Source organism: Halomonas sp. N3-2A (assembly GCF_002216165.1).
Classification (GTDB): domain Bacteria; phylum Pseudomonadota; class Gammaproteobacteria; order Pseudomonadales; family Halomonadaceae; genus Vreelandella.
In genome coordinates, this window is sequence record NZ_CP022286.1 from 2,063,897 (window position 1) to 2,085,353 (window position 21,457).

The 21,457-nt window shown below is 49.0% G+C and carries 22 protein-coding genes and 1 riboswitch; of the genes, 6 read left to right on the forward strand and 16 right to left on the reverse strand.

Annotated features, from left to right (window positions below; translation table 11 throughout):
- Complete coding sequence (locus tag CEK60_RS09750; protein WP_157698027.1) at positions 1 to 849, reverse strand: LysR family transcriptional regulator; 849 nt, start codon at positions 847 to 849, stop codon at positions 1 to 3.
- A gap of 141 nt (positions 850 to 990) precedes the next feature.
- On the opposite strand from CEK60_RS09750, the gene CEK60_RS09755 reads away from it, so the two are divergent.
- Positions 991 to 1,659, forward strand: coding sequence for an FMN-dependent NADH-azoreductase (locus CEK60_RS09755; RefSeq protein ID WP_089038846.1), 669 nt, complete (start codon positions 991 to 993; stop codon positions 1,657 to 1,659).
- Positions 1,660 to 1,720: 61 nt separating this feature from the next.
- On the opposite strand, the gene CEK60_RS09760 is transcribed toward CEK60_RS09755, so the two are convergent.
- The 9 genes from CEK60_RS09760 to CEK60_RS09810 all read right to left on the reverse strand — a co-directional run bounded on the left by CEK60_RS09760 (position 1,721) and on the right by CEK60_RS09810 (position 8,854).
- Positions 1,721 to 2,056 carry a TfoX/Sxy family protein gene (locus CEK60_RS09760; RefSeq protein WP_089038847.1) on the reverse strand — a complete coding sequence of 112 codons (336 nt, stop codon included), beginning with the start codon at positions 2,054 to 2,056 and terminating at the stop codon, positions 1,721 to 1,723.
- 159 nt (positions 2,057 to 2,215) lie between these two features.
- Positions 2,216 to 2,815, reverse strand: coding sequence for a GNAT family N-acetyltransferase (locus CEK60_RS09765; RefSeq protein ID WP_089038848.1), 600 nt, complete (start codon positions 2,813 to 2,815; stop codon positions 2,216 to 2,218).
- Between the two features lie 170 nt (positions 2,816 to 2,985).
- Positions 2,986 to 3,453, reverse strand: a complete 468-nt coding sequence (locus CEK60_RS09770; protein WP_157698028.1) for a GNAT family N-acetyltransferase — start codon at positions 3,451 to 3,453, stop codon at positions 2,986 to 2,988.
- A gap of 89 nt (positions 3,454 to 3,542) precedes the next feature.
- The gene (locus CEK60_RS09775) at positions 3,543 to 4,082 is read right to left on the reverse strand and encodes a hypothetical protein (RefSeq protein ID WP_089038850.1); all 540 of its coding nucleotides are present in this window, start codon (positions 4,080 to 4,082) and stop codon (positions 3,543 to 3,545) included.
- Between the two features lie 71 nt (positions 4,083 to 4,153).
- Positions 4,154 to 5,107, reverse strand: coding sequence for a hypothetical protein (locus tag CEK60_RS09780; RefSeq protein WP_089038851.1), 954 nt, complete (start codon positions 5,105 to 5,107; stop codon positions 4,154 to 4,156).
- On the reverse strand, positions 5,108 to 5,749 hold the full coding sequence (locus tag CEK60_RS09785; RefSeq protein ID WP_089038852.1) for a hypothetical protein: 642 nt from the start codon (positions 5,747 to 5,749) through the stop codon (positions 5,108 to 5,110). It abuts the gene before it with no gap.
- Positions 5,750 to 5,822: 73 nt separating this feature from the next.
- Positions 5,823 to 6,410 (reverse strand): HNH endonuclease, encoded by a 588-nt coding sequence (locus CEK60_RS09790; protein ID WP_089038853.1) that lies wholly within the window; start codon positions 6,408 to 6,410, stop codon positions 5,823 to 5,825.
- Between the two features lie 714 nt (positions 6,411 to 7,124).
- Positions 7,125 to 7,895: an Abi-alpha family protein gene (locus tag CEK60_RS09805; protein WP_089038854.1), complete on the reverse strand. Its 771-nt coding sequence runs from the start codon at positions 7,893 to 7,895 to the stop codon at positions 7,125 to 7,127.
- An 89-nt stretch (positions 7,896 to 7,984) separates the two neighbouring features.
- Complete coding sequence (locus CEK60_RS09810; protein ID WP_198361493.1) at positions 7,985 to 8,854, reverse strand: TIR domain-containing protein; 870 nt, start codon at positions 8,852 to 8,854, stop codon at positions 7,985 to 7,987.
- 254 nt (positions 8,855 to 9,108) lie between these two features.
- On the opposite strand from CEK60_RS09810, the gene CEK60_RS09815 reads away from it, so the two are divergent.
- From CEK60_RS09815 to CEK60_RS09830, 4 genes are all read left to right on the forward strand, one after another.
- The gene (locus CEK60_RS09815) at positions 9,109 to 9,297 is read left to right on the forward strand and encodes a phage integrase N-terminal SAM-like domain-containing protein (RefSeq protein ID WP_232471496.1); all 189 of its coding nucleotides are present in this window, start codon (positions 9,109 to 9,111) and stop codon (positions 9,295 to 9,297) included.
- Between the two features lie 89 nt (positions 9,298 to 9,386).
- A riboswitch (TPP riboswitch) is annotated at positions 9,387 to 9,545 on the forward strand.
- A 90-nt stretch (positions 9,546 to 9,635) separates the two neighbouring features.
- On the forward strand, positions 9,636 to 10,334 hold the full coding sequence (tenA, locus tag CEK60_RS09820) for a thiaminase II (RefSeq protein ID WP_089038856.1): 699 nt from the start codon (positions 9,636 to 9,638) through the stop codon (positions 10,332 to 10,334).
- Positions 10,335 to 10,378: 44 nt separating this feature from the next.
- Positions 10,379 to 12,325 carry a phosphomethylpyrimidine synthase ThiC gene (gene thiC, locus CEK60_RS09825; protein ID WP_089038857.1) on the forward strand — a complete coding sequence of 649 codons (1,947 nt, stop codon included), beginning with the start codon at positions 10,379 to 10,381 and terminating at the stop codon, positions 12,323 to 12,325.
- A gap of 181 nt (positions 12,326 to 12,506) precedes the next feature.
- On the forward strand, positions 12,507 to 14,216 hold the full coding sequence (locus CEK60_RS09830; protein ID WP_089038858.1) for a hypothetical protein: 1,710 nt from the start codon (positions 12,507 to 12,509) through the stop codon (positions 14,214 to 14,216).
- Positions 14,217 to 14,355: 139 nt separating this feature from the next.
- Here CEK60_RS09830 and CEK60_RS09835 read toward each other — a convergent pair whose 3' ends face one another.
- Entirely contained in the window at positions 14,356 to 15,435 is a 1,080-nt protein-coding gene (locus tag CEK60_RS09835) for an NAD(P)-dependent alcohol dehydrogenase (RefSeq protein WP_089038859.1), read from the reverse strand.
- A 188-nt stretch (positions 15,436 to 15,623) separates the two neighbouring features.
- Here CEK60_RS09835 and CEK60_RS09840 point away from each other — a divergent pair, with 188 nt between their 5' ends.
- On the forward strand, positions 15,624 to 17,090 hold the full coding sequence (locus CEK60_RS09840; RefSeq protein WP_089038860.1) for a DASS family sodium-coupled anion symporter: 1,467 nt from the start codon (positions 15,624 to 15,626) through the stop codon (positions 17,088 to 17,090).
- Between the two features lie 65 nt (positions 17,091 to 17,155).
- Here the strand turns inward: CEK60_RS09840 and CEK60_RS09845 are convergent, their stop codons facing one another.
- The 5 genes from CEK60_RS09845 to CEK60_RS09865 all read right to left on the reverse strand — a co-directional run bounded on the left by CEK60_RS09845 (position 17,156) and on the right by CEK60_RS09865 (position 21,418).
- Positions 17,156 to 17,335 carry a CsbD family protein gene (locus CEK60_RS09845; protein WP_089040899.1) on the reverse strand — a complete coding sequence of 60 codons (180 nt, stop codon included), beginning with the start codon at positions 17,333 to 17,335 and terminating at the stop codon, positions 17,156 to 17,158.
- A 106-nt stretch (positions 17,336 to 17,441) separates the two neighbouring features.
- The gene (locus tag CEK60_RS09850) at positions 17,442 to 18,524 is read right to left on the reverse strand and encodes a DUF2955 domain-containing protein (protein WP_089038861.1); all 1,083 of its coding nucleotides are present in this window, start codon (positions 18,522 to 18,524) and stop codon (positions 17,442 to 17,444) included.
- The gene (locus CEK60_RS09855) at positions 18,514 to 19,575 is read right to left on the reverse strand and encodes an HlyD family secretion protein (RefSeq protein WP_089038862.1); all 1,062 of its coding nucleotides are present in this window, start codon (positions 19,573 to 19,575) and stop codon (positions 18,514 to 18,516) included. The genes CEK60_RS09850 and CEK60_RS09855 overlap by 11 nt, the downstream gene beginning before the upstream one ends.
- Before the next feature lie 295 nt (positions 19,576 to 19,870).
- Complete coding sequence (locus CEK60_RS09860; protein ID WP_089038863.1) at positions 19,871 to 20,380, reverse strand: porin family protein; 510 nt, start codon at positions 20,378 to 20,380, stop codon at positions 19,871 to 19,873.
- A 117-nt stretch (positions 20,381 to 20,497) separates the two neighbouring features.
- On the reverse strand, positions 20,498 to 21,418 hold the full coding sequence (locus tag CEK60_RS09865; protein ID WP_089038864.1) for an EamA family transporter: 921 nt from the start codon (positions 21,416 to 21,418) through the stop codon (positions 20,498 to 20,500).
- Positions 21,419 to 21,457 lie beyond the last annotated feature (39 nt).

A 21,457-nucleotide genomic window follows, 5' to 3' on the forward strand; every position in this document is an offset into this window, starting at 1 on the left:
TCAATCAATCATAGACTTAAGCCAATCGACAAAAGCCTGCATTTTGGCACTATGCTGCCAGCTTTCGGTCGGGATGTAGTAACACAGCAGTGAATCGACGCCTTGATACGAAATGGGCTGCAATGCGTTGGCTTTCACAAAGTCAGAAACCAGGGTCTCTGAACAAAACACCAGCCCTTTCCCAGCTATAGCTTCATACACACCATAAAGCTCCTGATCAAAATACCTTATTTCAAAATTTGGCAGTGACTCTCCATTTTCAATTAACCAGTTTTCCCAAGGTGAGTCCGGCAGTTTATTGTTCTTCCACTTAGTCAGATAGACCGTTGTCGGCTTATCCACTGTGATGGAGCGGATAAAAGGACAGCTCCCATATAGGTTAAAACGCTTTTTCTTTAATAAATTTGATTCATCAACGCGATTTACGTCTCCCAAACGGATAGATAGGGTATTCACTTTCGATGCCACTACTTCACCCGTTGATATTTCAACATCAACATTTTGATAAATTTTATTAAAGTCATGTAGCAACGGAATTAGCACCAGGGCGGCAAAGGATGAGGTGGTATCAACATTCAGCTTTGAGGCATCTGACTTAATATTATCTAAAGCAGTCTGGATTTTCTGCAAACCGGCGGTTGTCGCCTCAGAGAGCTGGTGCCCTTCTGACGTTAAAATCACGCCCCGATTGATTCGGGTAAACAGCCGCACTCCCAACCTATTCTCAAGGTTGCTGATGTGATGCGACACATTCGCCGACGTTATCGACAGCTCCTCCGCAGCATCTTTAAAGCTTCCCAGCCGAGCGGCCGCTTCAAACACCTTAATCGCCTGTAGCGAAGCATTCACCGCTAGCCTCCTATTTCTTGGTCTCAGCCCGGCTTCTCAATAGATAAGTTTTTCTCACCTATCGATCCAGTTTATTCATTTGTCGCAGTATTGGCAAAAGGGCAGCATAGCCACTCCACACCGCTATCTGCTGAGGCCATCATGCGCACATTACTTCATATAGACGCTAGCGTACGTAAGGCGACAAACCCAAACCCCGATCACAACTCAATATCAAAACGTATTGCTATGCAGTTTGTGGATAAATGGCAATCTGCTAACAGTGCAGATAATTACATTTATCGTGATATTGGCTTGAACCCACCTGATTTTATTGACCAAGATTGGATAGGTGCCGTTTTCACACCGGATGAGCGAAAAAGCTCTGAGCAACGTGAAAAACTAGCGTTATCAGATCAGTTATTTAGCGAGTTAGCGCAAGCGGATGTCATCTTAATATCTTCACCTATGTACAACTACGGCATGCCTGCCCCTCTTAAAGCGTGGTTCGACCAGGTAATGCGTATAAATAAAACATTTAGCTTTGATTTAGCTCGTGGCGACCATCCTATAGAGCCACTTTTGTCTGGGAAGACTCTTATTTTAGTCTCTTCATGCGGAGAGTTTGGCTTTGGGCCAGGAGGTGAACGTGAGCATATGAATCACCTAGGGCCACATATTAAAACACTGGGTAGATACTTGGGCGTCGAGTCATTTCATGAAATAACGTCAGAGTACCAAGAATTTGGAGATGAAAGGCATCAGAGATCAGTTGCTAATGCGCTTAAAAATGCCGGATTGCTAGCAGTGGATTTGGCTAGCAACGCATAAACCTTTGCTTTGAGTGGCCGCCGGGCAGTCTTAAAGGACTGCCCTCGTTGCTCTGGTCGCGTCAACGAGCTTTTTGCCGCAATGCCGCTTTATAAGCACGATCAGCCCACTCCTTAGCATGTTCTGGATCTTCAAATATCTCCTCGGGTGCCGCGTAATAAGTCATTTTTACCCTTTTGCCGCTCTTCTCGTATTCAAACTGCTCCATTCCCAGCTCGATAAAAGAGCCTACCGAACGCTCGTCGACTTTAAGGTAAAGAATATCATCGGCGACTAGCGCAAACATAAGGCCATCGCGATAAACGCAATATCCGCCAAACATACGCTTAGTTTGGATGTCACCAAATAGTACAAATACGTCGCTAAGGTTTGCGATAAATTCGCTGGTAGCTTTCATTCCCCTTCCCCGATTTCGGCCGCATCGCGTAGCAGTGTTGATAAAGTTGCGAGGCTTGGTACTAAAGGGCATCCGGACATAGCAATCGATGCTACTTAGCCTAGCGGTAGCATCAGGCCAACCTTAGAAGCGATTCAATCCAGTCTCACACCATAAATCTCACTGTGCGCAGGATCGGCTTATCAGATAGTTGAGGTGTGAGCACACCTCTGGCCACTCGCCCCTGCTCAGGCTATACATCACTGTATCGCGAATGGTCCCATCGCGGCGCAGCGCATGGCCACGGATGACACCATCTTTCTTCGCACCTAGGCGCTCGATCGCACGTTGGCTGGCAAAGTTGAAGTTGTCGGTACGCCAACCGACCACGTTACAGCCCAGTGTGTCGAAAGCGTGAGTCAATAGCAGTAGCTTACAGGTGGTATTGACATGCGTACGCTGAACCCGCTTGGCGTACCAGGTGTAGCCAATTTCAACGCGTTTTACGTTGGGCAAAACATCATGGTAACTCGTGGTGCCAAGCACCCTACCACTCGCCTCTTCAATCACGGCGAAAGCAAAGCGATGGCCTTCCTCGCGGCTTTTTAAGGCGGTGTCAATATAGTTACGTGTCTCGTCGGACGTTGGCACCGAGGTAATGCGCAGATTCCATAACTCGCCATCTGCAGCGGCGGCGCGCAAACCGGCTTCGTGATTGAGTGAGAGCGGCTCAAGCGTTACGCCATGGGCAGTAAGGGTGATAGGTGCGATAAAGGCCATGTGTATACTCAACTATCTTCTTGAAGGATGGGACGAACGCTCAACCAGACTGAGTCATCTTAATATCGGCATTCAGCTAGATAACCATAACTCGCTAACGTCTCAATATTATGCATCAGGCAGTATAACTGCCACTGGCCCTGCCTCTTTCTACAGCCGCAACGCCTGAGTTAGAGCGCTTTCTCATAGATGGATACGTTATCCCCTCCGTAAAGCACGGTTTCGATATACGACCAGCCACTTCGCTCCAGAAGGCTGTTTGCTGTGCTTGTGCCGGAGTAGATTTTTTTGTACCCCAGCTTGCGTGCGATGCTTTCAAGCTCAACAATCAATGTTGCGCCAATTCCACGACGCCGGTACTGAGGGAGTACCATGCCGCCACCCATCCAAGGAGTGAGGTGGTCGTGTGTAGTAACACATTTAGCCTTCAATACCGCGATACCAAGCGCAGAGCCATCCTGCATCGCAACGACCCCAATAGGAAGTTTATTGTGATTGGAATATGCCAGCAGGTCTTCTTCTGCGTTTCCCCTGCCGCGCGCACCGTAATACTCCGGCCATCCACACTCAAACATTTCTCGAAGTGCTGGCAGTAGCTCGGGATGATTGGCTAGAAGGGCCAAGTTTAAATTACTCACCATGGCCTCCAAAGCACTCTAATGCCGCGCACAACGGCGCGAGCGAAGTGAGTGTACGGCGACCGCAGGGAGCGAATTTCATGGCTTTGTTATGCATTTTCTCTCGCAAGCATTTTATCCCAGTCGGTTATGAACATTCTCAGATAGTCATCGCTGGTTAAGCTCGTTTCGTCATAGCCAACATCACGACGAAGTGCGACCATTAACTCACCTAACCCTCTAAGCAGCTCAAATGGGTCAGCGCCTTCAACAGCGGATTCAGTTTTCCATCTGCCATAACGCTGCACGGTTTCGTCTGAGGCAAAGAAAAACAAACCAATTCCTAGCTCGACTACTAACTCTCTTAGTCTCGTTACCGCTTTAGGGTCTTTCGCTGCTATTTTTCGCTTAAAATCTTCGTTCGTTAAGATATCTTGCTGAAGCTTTGCAAAATCTATGAACTTTTCAATCTTCCTCAGTTGAATTTGCGATTGACTGATCTTTAACAATTCAAGCTCTTTGGACAACTGTTGACTAAAAAGCTGCTCCTGTCGCTTATGAATTGCAGCCGGTAATCCCTTAATCCAGCTCCATGCAAGAGTAAAAAGTATGGCTAATAAGACCTGAAATCCTAATATAATCCAAGTCATAATATTTCTCGATCCCTCAAAAATGTATCGCCGCGTTCACCGGCTCGTCCGGTGCAACGCTTTGTTAGTGCCTAATCATTGCTGAAATGAAAATAGCCATGGTCTTCAGCATATGAATCCATAGCTTCTCTGTCGTTCGGGTCCACAAGCTCATAAAACTCTTCTGGAGTATAGTGCACTCGATGGGTGAAATGGTCCGCAACATTTGCAGCCATTAACTCGCCGTATCCATTCAAATTTAGGCCGCACGCGTTACATGAAAAATTTGTCGGGATAACAGACTGCCTTACAACTACTTCATCTTCTGTGTTCTCAATTTGCTCACGCCCGTATGTATCCCCTTGAACTGTTGCTACACAACTACAAGCAGGGCATTCGACTCTATGATGCTGTTGATGGCTAAGCACTTCACCTTGATCTTCTGACTCCTGTTTTAGTCTAGCCTGTTCATCAGGATCTTTTTCACTAAAGACCTTTTCAAAAGCAGCAATTTTACTTTTAACTTTGCTTGTCACTTGACTTTTAACTTCTTCTATTATCTTCTCGGCGGTTTGCGCCTCGTCCTCGCCTAGCAAGCTAGTTAAGCTTTCCCCCTGAGCTTCAGCCAAGACTTTGCAGCATTTATAGAACCCACCAATCCACTTTTGATGTTTATATTCTACAAATGCTGCGGTACCAGAATGCAGTTCTTCATTTCTCCTTCCGGCTAAAGCTAACGCAATGGAGAGCTCGTCATCTGTGAACTGCGGAATCAGTTCTTTACAGAGGCGAAGTACTTGACTTGTGGCTATTGACTTGCGCTGAGACGTCGATGATCCAAGCCCCAGAGCCGATAGAACATGGCGCTGATCCTTGTCAGGTTCGGCCAAGAGCACAGGGCTAAAATGTGCTACCGTAGACCGTGACAATAACTCCAAGCCCATGGCACACCACAATCCAAAAACATCATCTGTTCTATCTACGTCAAATGAGCGCTCAAAATATAATTTTGATTTTGCCCATAGCGAGTCTTTATCCCAGCTCATCTACCCCTCCAAATAAATTCTAAATATCTCACGCATCTCATTATTCACTGCGGATCGGCTATGTAAATTTTTCCAGTTATCAAAAACAATAGCTTTGTTTCCATCCCAGTGAACCTTTCTCGGCTCGATAGCATCCACAGCCGCTAACAACTCGCCATGAAACTTTTTGGCATGACCGTTTGCTGGCTCCATAACATTTGGATCGAATCGAATCCCCAGAACCCCATTTCGACAAAAAACTGGAGATGTATATTTACACCCTTCAAAGGTTTTAACTAGATAAATCGATTTTTCTGCCTCCGCACGAAAATCGCTGGAAACAACTCCAGCGATATCAGAAAGTGAAATGTAGTTGGTAGTACATTGACTCTTCCTGAACATTCCCATTACGACATACCTAGCAGGAACCCCCCAAAACGCTGTATCGGTATGAAAAGGAAATTCTGACAACCAATAAATTTTACTTAATGTTCCAGGAAGAGATTTCCTTCCATCGCTAGATTTTAATGTGAATATATCTTCACCATTCGGGTGGGGCCTTATTTCACCAACAGACTTTGCCAACTCGATTAATTCAGCACGGGAACGAACATCATCAACTATAACTACGCCATCGTGCTCTAAATCACCAAGTTCCAGCATTAATTAAAAATCTCTCTTTAGACTACGAGCACTAACGCCCCGCCATCATGCACTTGTCGCATGCATGGCATTGTTAACTATTTGCCCATGATTGGTAACGCAACAATTCAACAAGAAGCGCCTTTGCATGTTCATTGTTATCGATCAATTGCTGTCTATACTGCTCTTTAGATTTTCTCATCTGCCGTTCAAATTCAGGATCGTGACCACCACCGAGACTGAAAATAAAAGCCATCTTAGGCTTTCCAATCAGTTCTTTAAGTCGCTTTCCATAAAACTCGCCCATTTCTAAAGACGCCACAAATTCAATTAGCTCATTTGCGTGTTTCTCCAACTCTTCGACAGGTTCAACATTGACTTCAACATCATCTAAAAATGATTGCCGAACATATATTGGGTGAAACTGAGGCTCAAGAATTCCTGGATCTTTATACTTCCTAAAAATTTTCAGCTTAGGAATATCAACTTTTCTAGTAGGGTTATGCTGATCTCTGAGGTGACAATTCGGACATAACGGCAAGAGGTTCTCTGGAACATTATTCGTTGCATCCTCGTCAATGTGGTGTAGGTGCGGCCTATCACCACCACACACCCCGCATCGATAGTCATACTCATCAAGAACTGTTTCCCTTATACCCTTAGGGATAGAATCACGAGCCATCTACTCCTCCCCCTTCATAGTTAACGAGGCTGTAGAAAAACCCGATTTCGAGCCGTTTCCACCGCCTGTTGTCCTTATTCATTTACCCAACCGGTCATCTGGCTGAGTAATCTTAATATCGGCATTTAGCCACTTGGGCGTCCAGCTAAAGCTTGTTGAAGACGGCCTTTTGCTCTCAAAAAGCAACTTACTCCACTCTAAGCCCTTCATGATGCGGCTAAGTGGCCGTAATTCGCCAACTTCTCAATATTATGCACCAAGCACTATAGCCACTGGCCCTGCTCCTTTTTCTTACCCCGTAGGCTGAACCGGTTTCGTCGTGCCAATATTGCCGAACACCGGTTCCACTACCGACATGCAATGGCTGTAGACCTGCTTGTCCTTGGGGCTATCGACTCGGTTCTTCATCCAATCAGTGTAATTGGGCAAGCGCTTATTCTCGATAATAAAAAATACCTATCGACCGGTACCGTTGCGATGGCACTTGCCGTATTTGTCTTATGGAAAACGGACAAGTCGAGCTTGTGCTCGGGTAGTGCACAGCGTGTTCAAAGGTGCCTGGCTGGAGCTGATCTTGGTAGTTGATCACCACCATGGCGTTCTGGTCGTAGTTATAAGCTTTGAAGCGCGGCATGCTGACCACTCCTCGTCTGTTTCCTAGATCCTACCAAAACTTAGCCGTCAGCGGAGTTTTTCTACAGGCTCAACGCCCTACTAAAGCGCCGCGGCTTTTTCGCGGTCGCCTTTGAGTGGTTTGTTACAGGATGAAATAAATGAGAATCCCAGAGGAGTAATTGTTGCCTTTATTGTATATCTCTTCGATCCTTTTGAATTACCGAGAAGCGCTGTTATTTTAATTAAACCTAGATATTCAAGATGATTTATGTCGGTCGTATAGCTATATGAACCTCCACCTACACTTCCAACCTCGTCGCCCTCTGGAAATATTTCATTGGTCACAATGTAGCGACCAAATTCATCTATACCTGTATTTTCATCTATATGATAACTATGGAAATCTAAATTATCACCATCAGGTGAGTCTCCATATACATACAAGGTATTATCTATACTGTTTAAATATTCTTCATTTGAAGATGACCACATATTTTGAAGGAGCTGTACATCTTGTGGATCTAGTTTCGAAAGAATTTCAGTATACGAGATAAATTCTGTCCTAAAATCCTGCGAGGCAGTAATAAGCAACCTTGCCCATGTTTCGCAGAGGTCATTTTCATCAGGTTCTAGTGATGACTTTTCTAGAAATGGGACCAAAAACTTTGTTGGGATGTTGTTCAGCTCCACACCATGGATGTTAGCGTAATCTTTAGCAATAGAAAGCGTTCTAATTGCAGATCGCCATCTTGCAGCTCTGATTTTGTCGCCTAAATAGTCAGAGGCTTCAGCTATTGGGCCAAGCAACCTTTGAGTGAATCCAACTATTTCTCTTGCTTCATTTTCGGAAAATTTTATATTGATACTCATATACTATCCTTGGGTATGATGCTTATTTAGCTTAACGCCAGAGCGCACCGGCGCACTTTAGTGCGTCCGCGTGGCGCGACTTGTTAAGCCTATATGACTTTATTCATATCGACAGTATAGCCGGCCTCACGAAGTTCTTTGGCTAGCTCTAATTGCCAATTTTCATTATCCATAGAGGTATATACCACTCCAGAAATATCATTAGGAGTTTCAACATTCCCTTTTACTAAAGGACAGACATTCGGCCGACCTAATTTTCCAATTAGAAATCCGTGTTCAAAAACGACATTCTGCCTTGCACGGCCTTTTAAGTTCTCAGCATCGTCGCTTTTAGCACCCACGTCGCAAGGGCTATAAATAACCACACCAAATCCTACATCGGAATATGCTTCTATTTTCTCAATTATTGTTTTACTAGCACTCACTTGCTCATGAATGATTATTGGTTCGAACCCAATTTTCGTGACAAACCTCGCGACTTCAAGTTTTGCTTCGTTATCATGACCGTGAACAATGAAGACCTTGCTACGGTCTATTTTTTGTTTGTTTGACTCTGTTGCTGGAGATGAAGACAAAGTGCCAGATACCGGTATTAATTCTAAACGCTCAATGATGGATTCGATTCTATGTATCTTATTTTCAATATCATCTTTTAGGTCTCTTATCTCTTCTGCCAGAGATGGACCATCCATCGAAACAGCAAAGCTGCCTACAAATGCACTATATTCCTCGGACAACTCATCGGTAGTGAATTGCCGCTTGAGAAGCTCCACATTGAAGTCATCCCATTTGTAATATTGCCTTTGTGCCTCTTTGAACTCCTCATGCGACCTCGGGCAAAGTTCTAGGATCTCCTTACCTTTTTCGATTCTCTCAGTAAGCTTTGACTCAGCCTCAACAGGCGAAATCAGAAGCTCCAAGGCCGCTTTCGGTTCATTTACTGACTGTCCCTTGGCCATGTATTACTCATCCTCCAAATGTTTGAATTTTCGTGGCTTAACAGTGATTATACGCCTCGCTACAAAACCCCAATAAACGCGACGGCACATTCATTGGGGTTTTGCAGCCACCCAATTTGACTCTACCCCATTGATTCCCAAGGGGGCAAAGCCAATTTTGGAAGCATATCCAAAATTCGCGTGCTTGCGTGTTTTTCACTGCCCAATAAAACTGTATAAATGAACATAAATTAAAGATGGCTCTTATGAGACTAATGGAACGCGTCAAGGCGACACTGCGGGTCAAGCGCTATAGCCTCCGTACTGAGAAAACCTATTGCTACTGGATTCGCTTTTTCACTCGTTTTCATAACTTTCGGGACTTTGCCACCCTGTCAGGCCATGAAGTACGGCACTTTTTAGATTGTCTGGCAATCGAGAGACGCGTGGCAGCGTTAGAGTAGCCGAGTCCATCAACGTTTTTAAGAAGCTCGCTATTCACTCACTATCCCCCTTGCATCTCTTCTCTCCTCCTCCTAGACTGCTTGGCACTAACTGCTTGACGGGGTGCCGGTGAATCCGGCTGAGATGGCGCAGGGCGTATCCACTTGATACTGCCAAAGCGCTGGTCCCGCTGAACCTGATCCGGCTAATGTGCTGCTCCTATGACGAGCACGCGGGTACCGGCGTAGGGATCAAGCGATGGCCTTGGCTAGCTCTTTCTCACGATCGCACGCCACCTTCAGCGCCATTCACTCGATCTCAATCGCTCGCCCTCCGGATCATTACTACCGGAGGCACCATGGGCTACCGCTTTGCTGATCTTACTAATGCCTGCTATGACGACTGGCGCGCCTATATTGAGCACGATTTTGTCCGTCAGTTGGGTACCGCCGCGCTACCAGAAGCATCGTTTCGCCACTATTTGAAACAGGACTACCTGTTTTTGATTCACTTCGCCCGCGCCTACGCGTTGGCCGCCTATAAAAGCCCTACGCTGGCTGATCTGCGCCAGGCCCATGAAGGTTTAAAAGCCATTGTGGATGTGGAGCTGGGCCTGCACGTGGGCTTTTGCCAGGAGTGGGGGATTTCCGAGCAAGAGCTGGCGGAGCTTCCCGAAGCCAGAGCTACCTTGGCGTATACCCGCTACGTATTAGACACCGGCAATCGCGGCGACCTGCTCGATTTGCACGTGGCGCTGGCTCCTTGCTTAGTGGGCTACGGCGAAATCGCCAACTGGCTGAACGCTCAGCCTTCTACCCTACGCGGCAGCCAAAACCCGTTTGATGCCTGGATAGCGATGTACGAAAGCCAGGAGTTTCAGGCCGCCATGCAGGCAGAGCTTGAGTGGCTCAACGCCCGCCTGGCCGATGTTACCCCCGCCCGCTTTGCCGAGCTAAGCAAGATCTTCCGCGACGCCACGCGTCTGGAAATCGATTTCTGGCAGATGGGTCTGGATCTGATAGACAGCGATCTAACAGACAAAAGCCTCACCCATTAAGCCAACACAATAACCATAATCAACAACGAAGGAAGACGACCGTCATGACGAAGACTTTAGAAACTGAAACTGTAAAAACTAAGACCTCAAAAAGTAAAACCAGCCACTTTTTAGCTGAAACCGCCCAAGTCGATGCCGCTGCCATTCAGCCGCTGCCCGCGTCGCGCAAGGTGTACGTTGAAGGCTCACGGCCCGATATCCGCGTGCCGTTTCGGGAAATCACCCTGTCGCCTACTAAAACCAGCAGCATTGATGAAGAGAACCCGCCGCTGCTGGTGTACGACACCTCTGGCCCTTACACCGACCCAGCCGCCAACAACGATTTACGCAAAGGCTTACCCGCCCTGCGCCGCGCCTGGATTGAAGAGCGCAACGATACCGAGTTCCTTGACGGCCCCACCAGTGAGTACGGCAATCGCCGCGCTAACGACCCGACACTTGCCCAGTTGCGTTTTGATTTAACTCGCACCCCGCGCCGGGCAAAACCAGGTAAAAATGTCACCCAACTGCACTATGCGCGCCAGGGCATTATTACCCCTGAAATGGAATTTATCGCCATTCGCGAAAACCAGCGCCGCCAAACATTAGGCACCGCTGAAGTTGAGCGTATTCTTGGTCACCAACATCCTGGCCAGAGCTTTGGTGCAAAACTGCCGGAAGAGATCACGCCGGAATTTGTGCGCGACGAAGTTGCCCGGGGGCGCGCAATTATCCCCAACAATATCAACCACCCAGAATCCGAGCCGATGATTATTGGCCGTAATTTCCTGGTCAAGATTAACGGCAACCTGGGTAACTCGGCAGTTACCTCGTCGATTGAAGAAGAAGTCGACAAAATGACCTGGGGTATCCGCTGGGGATCGGACACCATCATGGACCTTTCCACTGGCCAGAACATTCACGAGACCCGTGAGTGGATTATCCGCAACTCGCCGGTGCCGATTGGTACAGTGCCGATCTATCAAGCGCTTGAGAAGGTCAACGGCATTGCCGAAAACCTGACCTGGGAAGTGTTCCGCGACACCTTGATTGAACAGGCTGAACAGGGCGTGGATTACTTCACCATTCACGCGGGCGTACTGTTGCGCTATGTGCCAATGACTGCCAACCGAGTGACCGGCATTGTCAGCCGTGGCGGCTCTATCATGGCCAAGTGGTGCTTGTACCATCACCAGGAAAGTTTCCTGTATACCCACTTCGAAGAGATCTGTGAGATCTGCAAGCAGTACGACGTAGCGTTTTCGTTGGGCGATGGCCTGCGCCCCGGCTCAGTCGCCGATGCCAACGACGAAGCGCAGTTCGCTGAGCTGGAGACCCTGGGTGAGTTGACGAAGATCGCCTGGAAACATGATGTTCAGGTGATGATCGAAGGCCCTGGCCATGTGCCCATGCACCTGATTAAAGAGAACATGGATAAGCAGCTTGAGGCGTGTCACGAGGCACCTTTCTATACCCTCGGCCCACTGACCACCGATATCGCCCCCGGCTACGACCACATTACCTCAGGCATCGGTGCGGCCATGATCGGCTGGTTCGGCTGTGCAATGCTCTGCTATGTGACGCCAAAGGAGCACTTGGGTCTGCCGAATAAAGATGATGTCAAAACCGGCATCATCACCTACAAAATTGCTGCCCACGCAGCGGACTTGGCCAAGGGCCACCCAGCAGCACAGCGTCGCGATAACGCGCTTTCCAAAGCACGTTTTGAATTCCGCTGGGAAGACCAGTTCAACCTGGGGCTAGACCCGGACACCGCCCGTGAATTCCACGACGAAACCCTGCCGAAAGACTCCGCCAAAGTGGCGCACTTCTGCTCCATGTGTGGGCCGAAGTTCTGCTCCATGAAGATCAGCCAGGAAGTACGCGATACCTATCGGGACCGCACACCGGAGAATGCCGCTGAAAGCGATTCCGAGGCCGTTAAGCGTGGCATGCAGGAGCAAGCCGAGAAGTTTCGCCGAGAAGGTAGCGAACTGTACCAGGAAGTTTAAAATAGCAGCCTGTAAGTTTCACTGCTAACACGTGGCTCTTGGGTCTTACACGACCTCAAGGGCCATTTTCTTAACCAAGAAGAGGCTAGTTTAAATTAATTTGTGTATGATTATCATTCACAATGAGTGTTATTTGAAATGCTCACTTTAAAGTCACCATTTTTCAAAGGACTGATGTTAAATGAGAACTAAATTATCCTTGGCTGTTTCTCTTGCTCTTCTCAGCACGGGCGTACTGAGTGGCTGCAGCGATGATAGCGCGCCAACAGCAACAGACACCCAGCAGGAAGCACCAAAAAACCTCTCAGCTTCCCTGTTGAAATATATCCCCGCCGACTCGCCCTATTTTGTGGCAACACGGGAATCAATGCCTGAACAAGATGCTTTTGCTCTTTACCAGCGCATGCAGCCAAAGGGCAACCTGGAAGCTGACTTGGATGAACTGCGCGACATGCTGCACGACATAGACGATGACGTGTTGCATTCGCTGATGTCACTGTTGATCGCGATGGGTGAAGAGTTTGTCGGGGTTGAAACACTCGATGATATTCATGCACTGGGCTTTAAAATGAGCCCCCAGGTCGCTTTATACGGACTGGGTATCTTGCCCACTCTGCGTATGGAACTGCAGGATGAAGACGCTTTCCGCGAAACGCTGCAGCGCATCCTCACCAATGCAGATATCAACCCTAGTACGGCCACAACAGATGGAAAAGAGTACTGGGTGCTAACACAAGATGGTCCGATTAAAGCCATCATGGCCATTATCGATAAGCAACTGCTGATGTCTGTGGTGCCAGAAAATGTTAGTGATGAGTTGCTATCACAGGTGCTGGGTAGCACCCTGCCTGACAGCAACATTGGTGATACCGGCGCTCTAGAGGAAATTGAACAGCGTCATGGCTTCACGCCCTATGGTGCCGGGGAAATCGACTCATCACGCCTGCTTAGTGAGCTGAGTACACCCACACACTTAGCTACTCAAGCACTATTGGACGCGGCTGATGCAGAGCGGCTGGACCTCTCCGCCTGCCAAGCAGATATTGACCGCATCACCAACCGCTTCCCCGGTATTGTCATGGGTATGCGTGAATATAACCTCGACCGTATGGAGATGAATCTCATACTGGAAACCGATGAGGCTATTGTCAGCGATCTCCGTGCAATGACCGCTCAGGTTCCGGGCCTTGGTAGCACAGAGGGCATGGCCAGCTTTGGGCTAGGCCTGAATCTACCTGTACTGATGCAAACTGTTCAGAAGTATGCCCAGGAAGTGCGTCAAAACCCGTTTAGCTGTGATGAGCTGCAGGAGTTAAACAGCACCTGGAATGAGATCAATATGGCGATCAACAATCCAGTCGCCATGATGATTGGCCCATCTCTGTCTGGTTTCAGAGCACGCCTTAACAACCTGACAATGAAAGAGGGCGAACCCGCTGGTACCGGTCTTCTGACCCTCGCTTCGCAAAACCCGCTTGCCCTGCTGTCTACAGCAAGTGCGTTCGTGCCTGATTTAGGGGCACTTGGACTTGAACCCGGTGGAGAAGCCAAAAAAATTGACAGCATGATGCTGCCACCAGACTCACCAAAGCTCTACGCGGCTATGTCTGAAAGCGCCATTACCTTGGGCGTTGGCATCAGCGATTCCGAAACACTACAGGAAGAACTGCAAGCCCCTGTTTCCGAGCGTGACCTACTGGTTCATGGCCATCTGACTGGTGAGTTCTACCATTCGCTGGCCGATGTCATAGCACAAATGCCTTCCGATGAATTGGCAGAGTTTGATACTGATCTGCTCAGGCAATATAGCGATATCTATAAGAACATGGAGTACTGGTTCAGAGTGGATGACGCAGGCGTTGAAATGAGCTTCTCGCTGGAATTGAACTAAGCACTGGCTATCCCTAACATCCGAAAAACTCGCTATTGGATACAGCTGTCATCGTGTCACTGTGATCGTTAGCGAGTTTTTCGTCGGCAGCCACGCTGATAAAGGTGGCGTATGGATGGCTCTTGAACTTACTTAAGCGCTATGAGACCTCAAGGGCCACTTTCAACACACCATCGCGCTGGTGGGAGAACAGGTCATAAGCATCGACAATGTTCTCCAACGCATAGCGGTGCGTGACCATGGGGCCAAGATCTAGTCGCCCTGCGGCTATGATGCTCATCAGCCTGCGCATTCGCTCTTTTCCACCGGGGCAGAGTGACGTAATAATTTTGTGATCTCCAAGCCCAGCACAGAAAGCACCCAGCGGAATCGTCAGGTCTTCAGAGTAAACGCCCAGGCTCGACAGCGTGCCGCCAGGTTTTAGCACCCGCAAGGCAGACTCAAAGGTTTGCTGCAGGCCGAGTGCCTCAATGGCCACATCAACGCCGCGCCCGCCGGTTAGCTTTAGAACCTCCTCGACGACATCAACCTGACGAAAATCTAGGGTGACATCCGCGCCCATCTGCTTGGCCATTGCAAGCCGCTCATCAACACCGTCGACAGCAATAATCATCCCCGCCCCACGTAACCGCGCACCTGCTGTCGCACACAGCCCAATCGGACCTTGCGCGAATACCACCACCGTGTCACCAATATTGATACCGGCTTTTTCGGCACCCGCAAAGCCGGTCGACATGATATCGGGGCACATCAGCACTTGTTCGTCGGTTAGACCATCGGGCACGGGAGAGAGATTAGCCTGAGCATCGGGCACCAATAGGTATTCAGCTTGGGCACCATCGATAGTGTTACCAAAGCGCCAGCCGCCCATTGGTTTATAACCGTGGCTGTGGTGGCCGCCATCTTGAGAGCAGCAGCCATCTTGGCAAGCATAAGAAGTGAAGCTGGGGCAAATCGCTCCGGCGATGACTCGCTGGCCCTCTTGATACCCCTTCACATTGGCACCTAACTTTTCAATCACGCCCACCGGCTCATGGCCAATGGTTAGGCCGCGCTCAACGGGGTATTCGCCTTTTAAGATGTGTACGTCGGTGCCGCAAATAGTCGTGGTAGTCACGCGCATCAGCGCATCATTGGGGCCAATCTCGGGAATGGGCTTGTCGTTAATCTCAATGCGCCCAGGCTCAACAAAAATAGCGGCTTTCATCATGGCAGGCATGTAGCGGCTCCTATTGAAGTGAGTGATACCCCATCACTATTGAGCCCACTGGATTAAGGAACGGCAATTGACGTGGAACAATGAGAGATACATTAGATATATATAGACTTAAATAGCGTTTACCGCGCTATCTTATTTATACCAAGTGTACCGCTAGCCGCTGTTTTTTTAATCTATAGGTATCCATTATGCCGACACTACCTTTCAACCCCTGGTCGACCGCAGTCGCTGTGGCCACCACTCTATTGATTTGGCTGGTAATTCCTTTGCCAGAAGGGCTGACGCCAAACGCTTGGCTCATGCTGGCAATATTTGTCGGCACTATTGTCGCTATCATCGGCAAAGCTATGCCTATTGGAGCGATCTCTGTAATTGCGATTTCTATTGTCGCGGCAAGTGGCGTTACCGGCGATACGCCAGGCGAGGCCATCAATGTCGCCTTAAGCAGTTATGCCAACCCACTTATCTGGTTAATTGCCATTGCGATTATGATTTCACGCGGGTTGATTAAAACTGGCCTGGGTGCGCGTATTGGCTACTACTTCATCTCGATTTTTGGCAAGCGCACGTTGGGAATTGGCTATGGCCTCGCCTTTTCCGAGCTTTCAATTGCACCTGTCACACCAAGCAATACCGCACGGGGTGGCGGTATCATTCACCCCATTATGCGCTCTATCGCGCACAGCTTTGACTCACATCCTGAAGACAATACGTCGGGCAAAATCGGCAAATATCTAGCGCTGGTGAATTACCACAGCAACCCCATCACCTCGGCTATGTTCATCACTGCCACCGCTCCTAACCCATTAACCGTTCAACTTATCTCGTCCGCCACTGGAGCAGAAATACAGCTGAGCTGGTTAACCTGGGCGATCGCCATGCTGCTGCCGGGCTTGGTCGCCATCCTGGCGATGCCGTACATTCTGTACCTGCTTTACCCACCGGAAATTAAAGAAACCCCGAATGCCACCCAGTTAGCGAAAGACAAACTTGCCGAACTCGGAAAGCTAAGCCGAAACGAAGGCATCATGCTGTTCGTTTTCTTAGTGCTGCTTTTGCTTTGGGCGGATATCCCAGCGTTTTTCCTGGGGGATGCGGTCACGCTTAATACCACCACGTCTGCGTTTATTGGCTTATCGCTACTGCTGCTAACAGGGGTTTTAACCTGGGAAGATGTGCTGAAAGAAAAAAATGCCTGGGATACGCTGCTGTGGTTTGGTGCTCTTATCATGATGGCTAGCCAACTTAACGAAACAGGCCTAATTAGTTGGTTTTCAGCGAATATGCAGAGCTGGATTACCACGATGGGGATTGGTTGGGCGGGAGCCTCTGCACTCTTGGTACTCACCTTTCTTTATACCCACTACTTTTTTGCCAGCACGACTGCACACATCACCGCGATGATGGCAGCATTTCTCACCGTTGGCTTAAGCCTCGGCGCCCCACCTATGCCTTTTGTGCTAATTATGGCGGCCACATCTTCGATTATGATGACCTTAACCCATTACGCCACAGGCACTTCACCAGTCATCTTTGGCTCAGGCTACCTGACGCTGGGAGAGTGGTGGAAAGCAGGTTTCATTATGAGCGTGGTGAACCTGCTCATTTGGGTAGTCGTTGGTGGTTTATGGTGGAAGCTGCTTGGCCACTACTGAGTTACCACCTAAAAGCCAACAGAGGTTATTGACCTCTGTTGGCATTGAAATGCCCTGGCTAGACGCTATTTCTTAGCCTTCTCTTTGGCCTTACCTTTACCTTTCTGCAGTTCGCCCTTTACTTGTTGGGCTTTACCCTTAGCTTCGGTTTTACTACTTCCGGTTACTTTGCCAGCTGCTTCCTTCACTTTTCCGGCGGCCTTATTGATAGTACCTTTCACTTTATCTTCTTTGCCACTTGCCATGACGAACACCTCTAATCCGTTAGTGGGGATGATGTCGTTCACTAAGTGAACACTCACTTCGAATGGCGACACCTTCCTTAGCGTAGCCTTTGTTAGAAAAGTTACCTCAATTACTTTTAGGCAGGCGCGTTGGCTGCCAACTATTTAGCAAACAGTGCAAACAAGCCATGACCAACAAGGTGCCCACGAGCGCAACGCTCATCGAAGAGAACCGATAAAGCGCACTATAAACAAGGTCTTGCTGCGGGCCTAACGATTGGCCAAAGAGAATACCCAACGTTGTCAGCCCTCCAAAGCCAATGCCTGAGCCGCCACCTTCCAAAATATGTTCTCTAGCAAACAGCATTAATCCAAGCCAATAGAGCAAAATCACCAGCAAAAAATGATGGCTTTGGGTGTAAAGCAATAGCTGCATTGCCAGCGCCAGATTACAGCCCAGTAGCGTGCCGATGGCTCGCTTACCTGCCGACACTCGAGCGCCGGAATAACCTAAAGCAAACAGAATCAGAATGGTGGCCATTTGCGCTGACAGCGAATCTCTGAGGTCAAACATTTGGAACACTACGAACGAGAGTGTGGCCGTAATGCCGCCCATCAATGTTTCATGGCGAATTTGGGCTGCAGGCTTTGCACCACGCGGTGGTAGCTGGCGAGGTTCAACATCGGGAAATAGCGTATGCATCAACATGGCGATAAATACCGCCAGCAGGCTAGCCATAATATTACTCGCCAAGAGATCGCTTAAATCAACACCAGGGTAGCTAGCAAAGTGCAGCAATATGCTTAGCGTCAACACACCATTCGCGCCAAACAGAAACAGCGGGCCTTTTGCCATTAGATTGAAGCGCAGCAAAAACAGACCTAGTACGACCAGCGTCATCACTACCGGCATATGCTTTAGAAGCCCCACCACCAAGCTGACTTCCAAAGCATTCAAGCTAACGTTCGCCAAAAACTGGCGAATGATGCTGCCATTTAAAATGGGCACCATACCCAACAAGAACATCGGGAAAACGGTAAAAAAAACGCCATAATTCCAGCCCATCAATTGGCTAATAATAAAACCCAGCGAACCGCCTCCCGCTACCCGCAGGCACTGGCGCAGGCCGTTTTGAGAGAGCGCTGGCTTATTAACAGCGACTACAGGCGTCTTTTTAATAAACGTTCTAATAGCCGCTTTAATAAACATAGTGCAGCCAACTAATCAGGTGCGCCTGCAACCACGCAAACGGCTTAGCCATTGCATGTTCGCCCGGCACTAGTTGCACCGTTGCCCGCGCACCACTCGGGGGTAGTTCAGTCAACGGCGTATCTAACGCCACATGAATACGCGCACGTTGCGCATCTCGTATCCAACGATCTGAAGCAGGAATATCCACAAGTTGACCATCCACTGCCTGCTGGCCTGCGCGGGTGCCGGCATCAAAGGCACTGACATGCCCTTCAAAAATTTGTCCAGGCAACGCATCGAAGACCACTTTTGCTTCATCGCCAAGCACCACATGGCGCAGGCTCTTTTCACGAAAATCAGCCACGACCTCTACCGTGCTCGCGACCAGCGCCACCGCAGGCTGCCCCGCCTGCACATAATGCCCAGGCTGTAGCTGAAGATTAGCGACCACACCGGACTCTGGCGCTTTTACCACCGTATGGGCTAAATCCAGCTCAGCTTTTTCAAGGGCATTATTCGCTTGGCGAAGGCGTAAGTTATCGTCGCCCTCTTCTCCCAACTGTACCTCTAAGCTTTCAATTTGTGCCTGGGCAGATGCTACAGCCGCCTGCGCGGTATGTTCAGCCGCGACCTGCTGTTCATACTGCTGGCGGGAAATTCCCTGACGCCCAAGCAGCGCTTCAGCACGGCGGCGCTCACCGCTGCGCTCATCGAAAGTAGCCTGTGCCGAGGCAAGTGATGCCCTGGCAGCCGCTAGCTCTGCATTTAAGCGAGCGTTTTCTTGCTCCGCTTGCTCCCGGTTTAATTGGGCTTGGGAGTGAGCGATTTGAAAGGGCGATGGGTCTAAGCGAAATAGCACATCACCCTGGGTTACCGGCTGATGGTCGCTCACCACGACTTCTTGCACAGGGCCGCTTAGCTCAGGAGCAATACTGGTGACGGGGCGCATTGCCCGCGCCTCAGGTGTCATGGGCATAAAGCTATCGGCCATTAAGAAGTAAACGAACAGCAATAGAAATACGGTCAGGGCTATTTTCACCCAGCGAGTAAATTTTTGATCAGGGGACATTGGGATTTCTCATTGACGAGCACCAAAGCGACTATGTCACCGCTTGGAGATATTATTAGGTGGAATACTTTAGTCTAACAAACCATTAGCACGCTAACAATATTTTCATTATGAACAATCGCTCAATGAAGCCACTCCAATGACTTTCCCTCGATACATCAACTTATTATGCGAACTAGATACCCTTACCATTCGCTAGCAAGCCCCTTTGCTTAGCGCAAAAAAAGCCCTATCGCTAGGGTTAGCGATAGAGCTTTGTTTCAACTGGTAGATTAATCAAGTATTGGCGGTTGCCTTAAAACCGGTACTTTAGGCCTACACTGGCAGCATCAAAATCATAGGCAGATTTATCCAGGTAGCGCATGTAGTCAGCGCCTACTGATACATTGGAGCTGATATCCATTTCCGCACCGGCACCGTAGGAGAAACCGGTTTCACGGTTGCTGTTAATATCAACCTCTGTGAAGCCCGCCAAGCCATACAAACGCACTTCTGGAGCAATGGGTACGATACCTTTCGCATAAGCACCCGCAACATGATTTAGCTCGGCGCCACGATCTGAACCACCCGTGCCCAAATGACCTTCTAAGGCGAAATAATCATTGAACTGTGCCCCACCACGGAGACGCAAACCAACGTCATCGCGTGAAGAGCCTCTTTCTGGGTTCAGACTCCAAAACATGGCATCGCCGCCCACATATCCTTGTGGGTACTGGAAGGATTGTTGCGCTTGAGCCGATGCCGCGAACGTACCCGCACCAACTAAAAGAGCGGCAGAGGTGAGTGATAATACGGTCATCTTCATAAGTTAAACCTCAGTTAAAAAACAGCGTTTCCTTACACTTTTTAATTTTGGCTTATACTTTAGGAGAACGCAATCTGCCGGCCCAACTTGCACACAGTTTCCTTTTTCCTCTCCTGTTTACCTACCTTTAGAAAGGCTGAGCACAACAATGCCACCAACGACCACTGCCCCACCTACGAGTTGGCTTGGGCTTAGCATCTGACCTAGAACGATATAACCAAGCAATAACGACGCTACTGGCTCGAAGTTCATCACCGGCGCATTGCGCGCCATGTCCAGGCGTGGCACAAAAATAAACAGTAGGGAAAAAGCACTACCGTATAGCAAGGCTAACAAGGCTAGTCCTGTCCAGCCTGCGCTGTTATCTGGCAAGCTCATTCCCCCAGGAACCGCACCCAGCACCCCACCAACAATCATGACAATAAACACCGTTTGCATGGTCAGCAGGCTACGTAAGGTGCTGCCAACCCCTGCCAACCGATGCTCAGTGACCCAAAGCGCACAAGCAAACGCAAAAGCGGCACTTAACCCAAACCCAATACCAACCAACCACTCAGGCCCCATGGCATTGGCATCCGCGAACCAACTCGGTATATCGAGTACCACGAGCAGCCCAATCAAAATAGTGCCCATAATCAGGCAACTGCGCAGCGAAGGCCGAGGTCCGCCCAGCGCCCAACTTAACAGCGCTAATTGAATAGGAAAGGTGTTAACCAGTAACAGCGCAATGACCACCGGCAAACGTGCAACCGCTGAATAAAGGCTCACGCTTTGAATGGCAATCAGAAGCCCTACTGCCAACTGCCATGGCCATGTGCCGGGCGGTAGCCAAAGCCGCTTTTTTTGAACCACGACCAACGTCAGTAAAATCAAACACGCCACGCCAGAACGCATCAATACCGCAAGAAGTAAGCCAGTACCATTATCAAACGCAAGCCGCGCGGAAACGTGGTTAGCTGCGAACATGGTAGCCACCGACATCATCAGAAAAATGGCTAGGTGGCGAGGCAGTAGCGTTGGTAACGAGGTAGAAGGCATAGGAACAAAACGGCTCACGATAAGTAGATTAAACAGCAG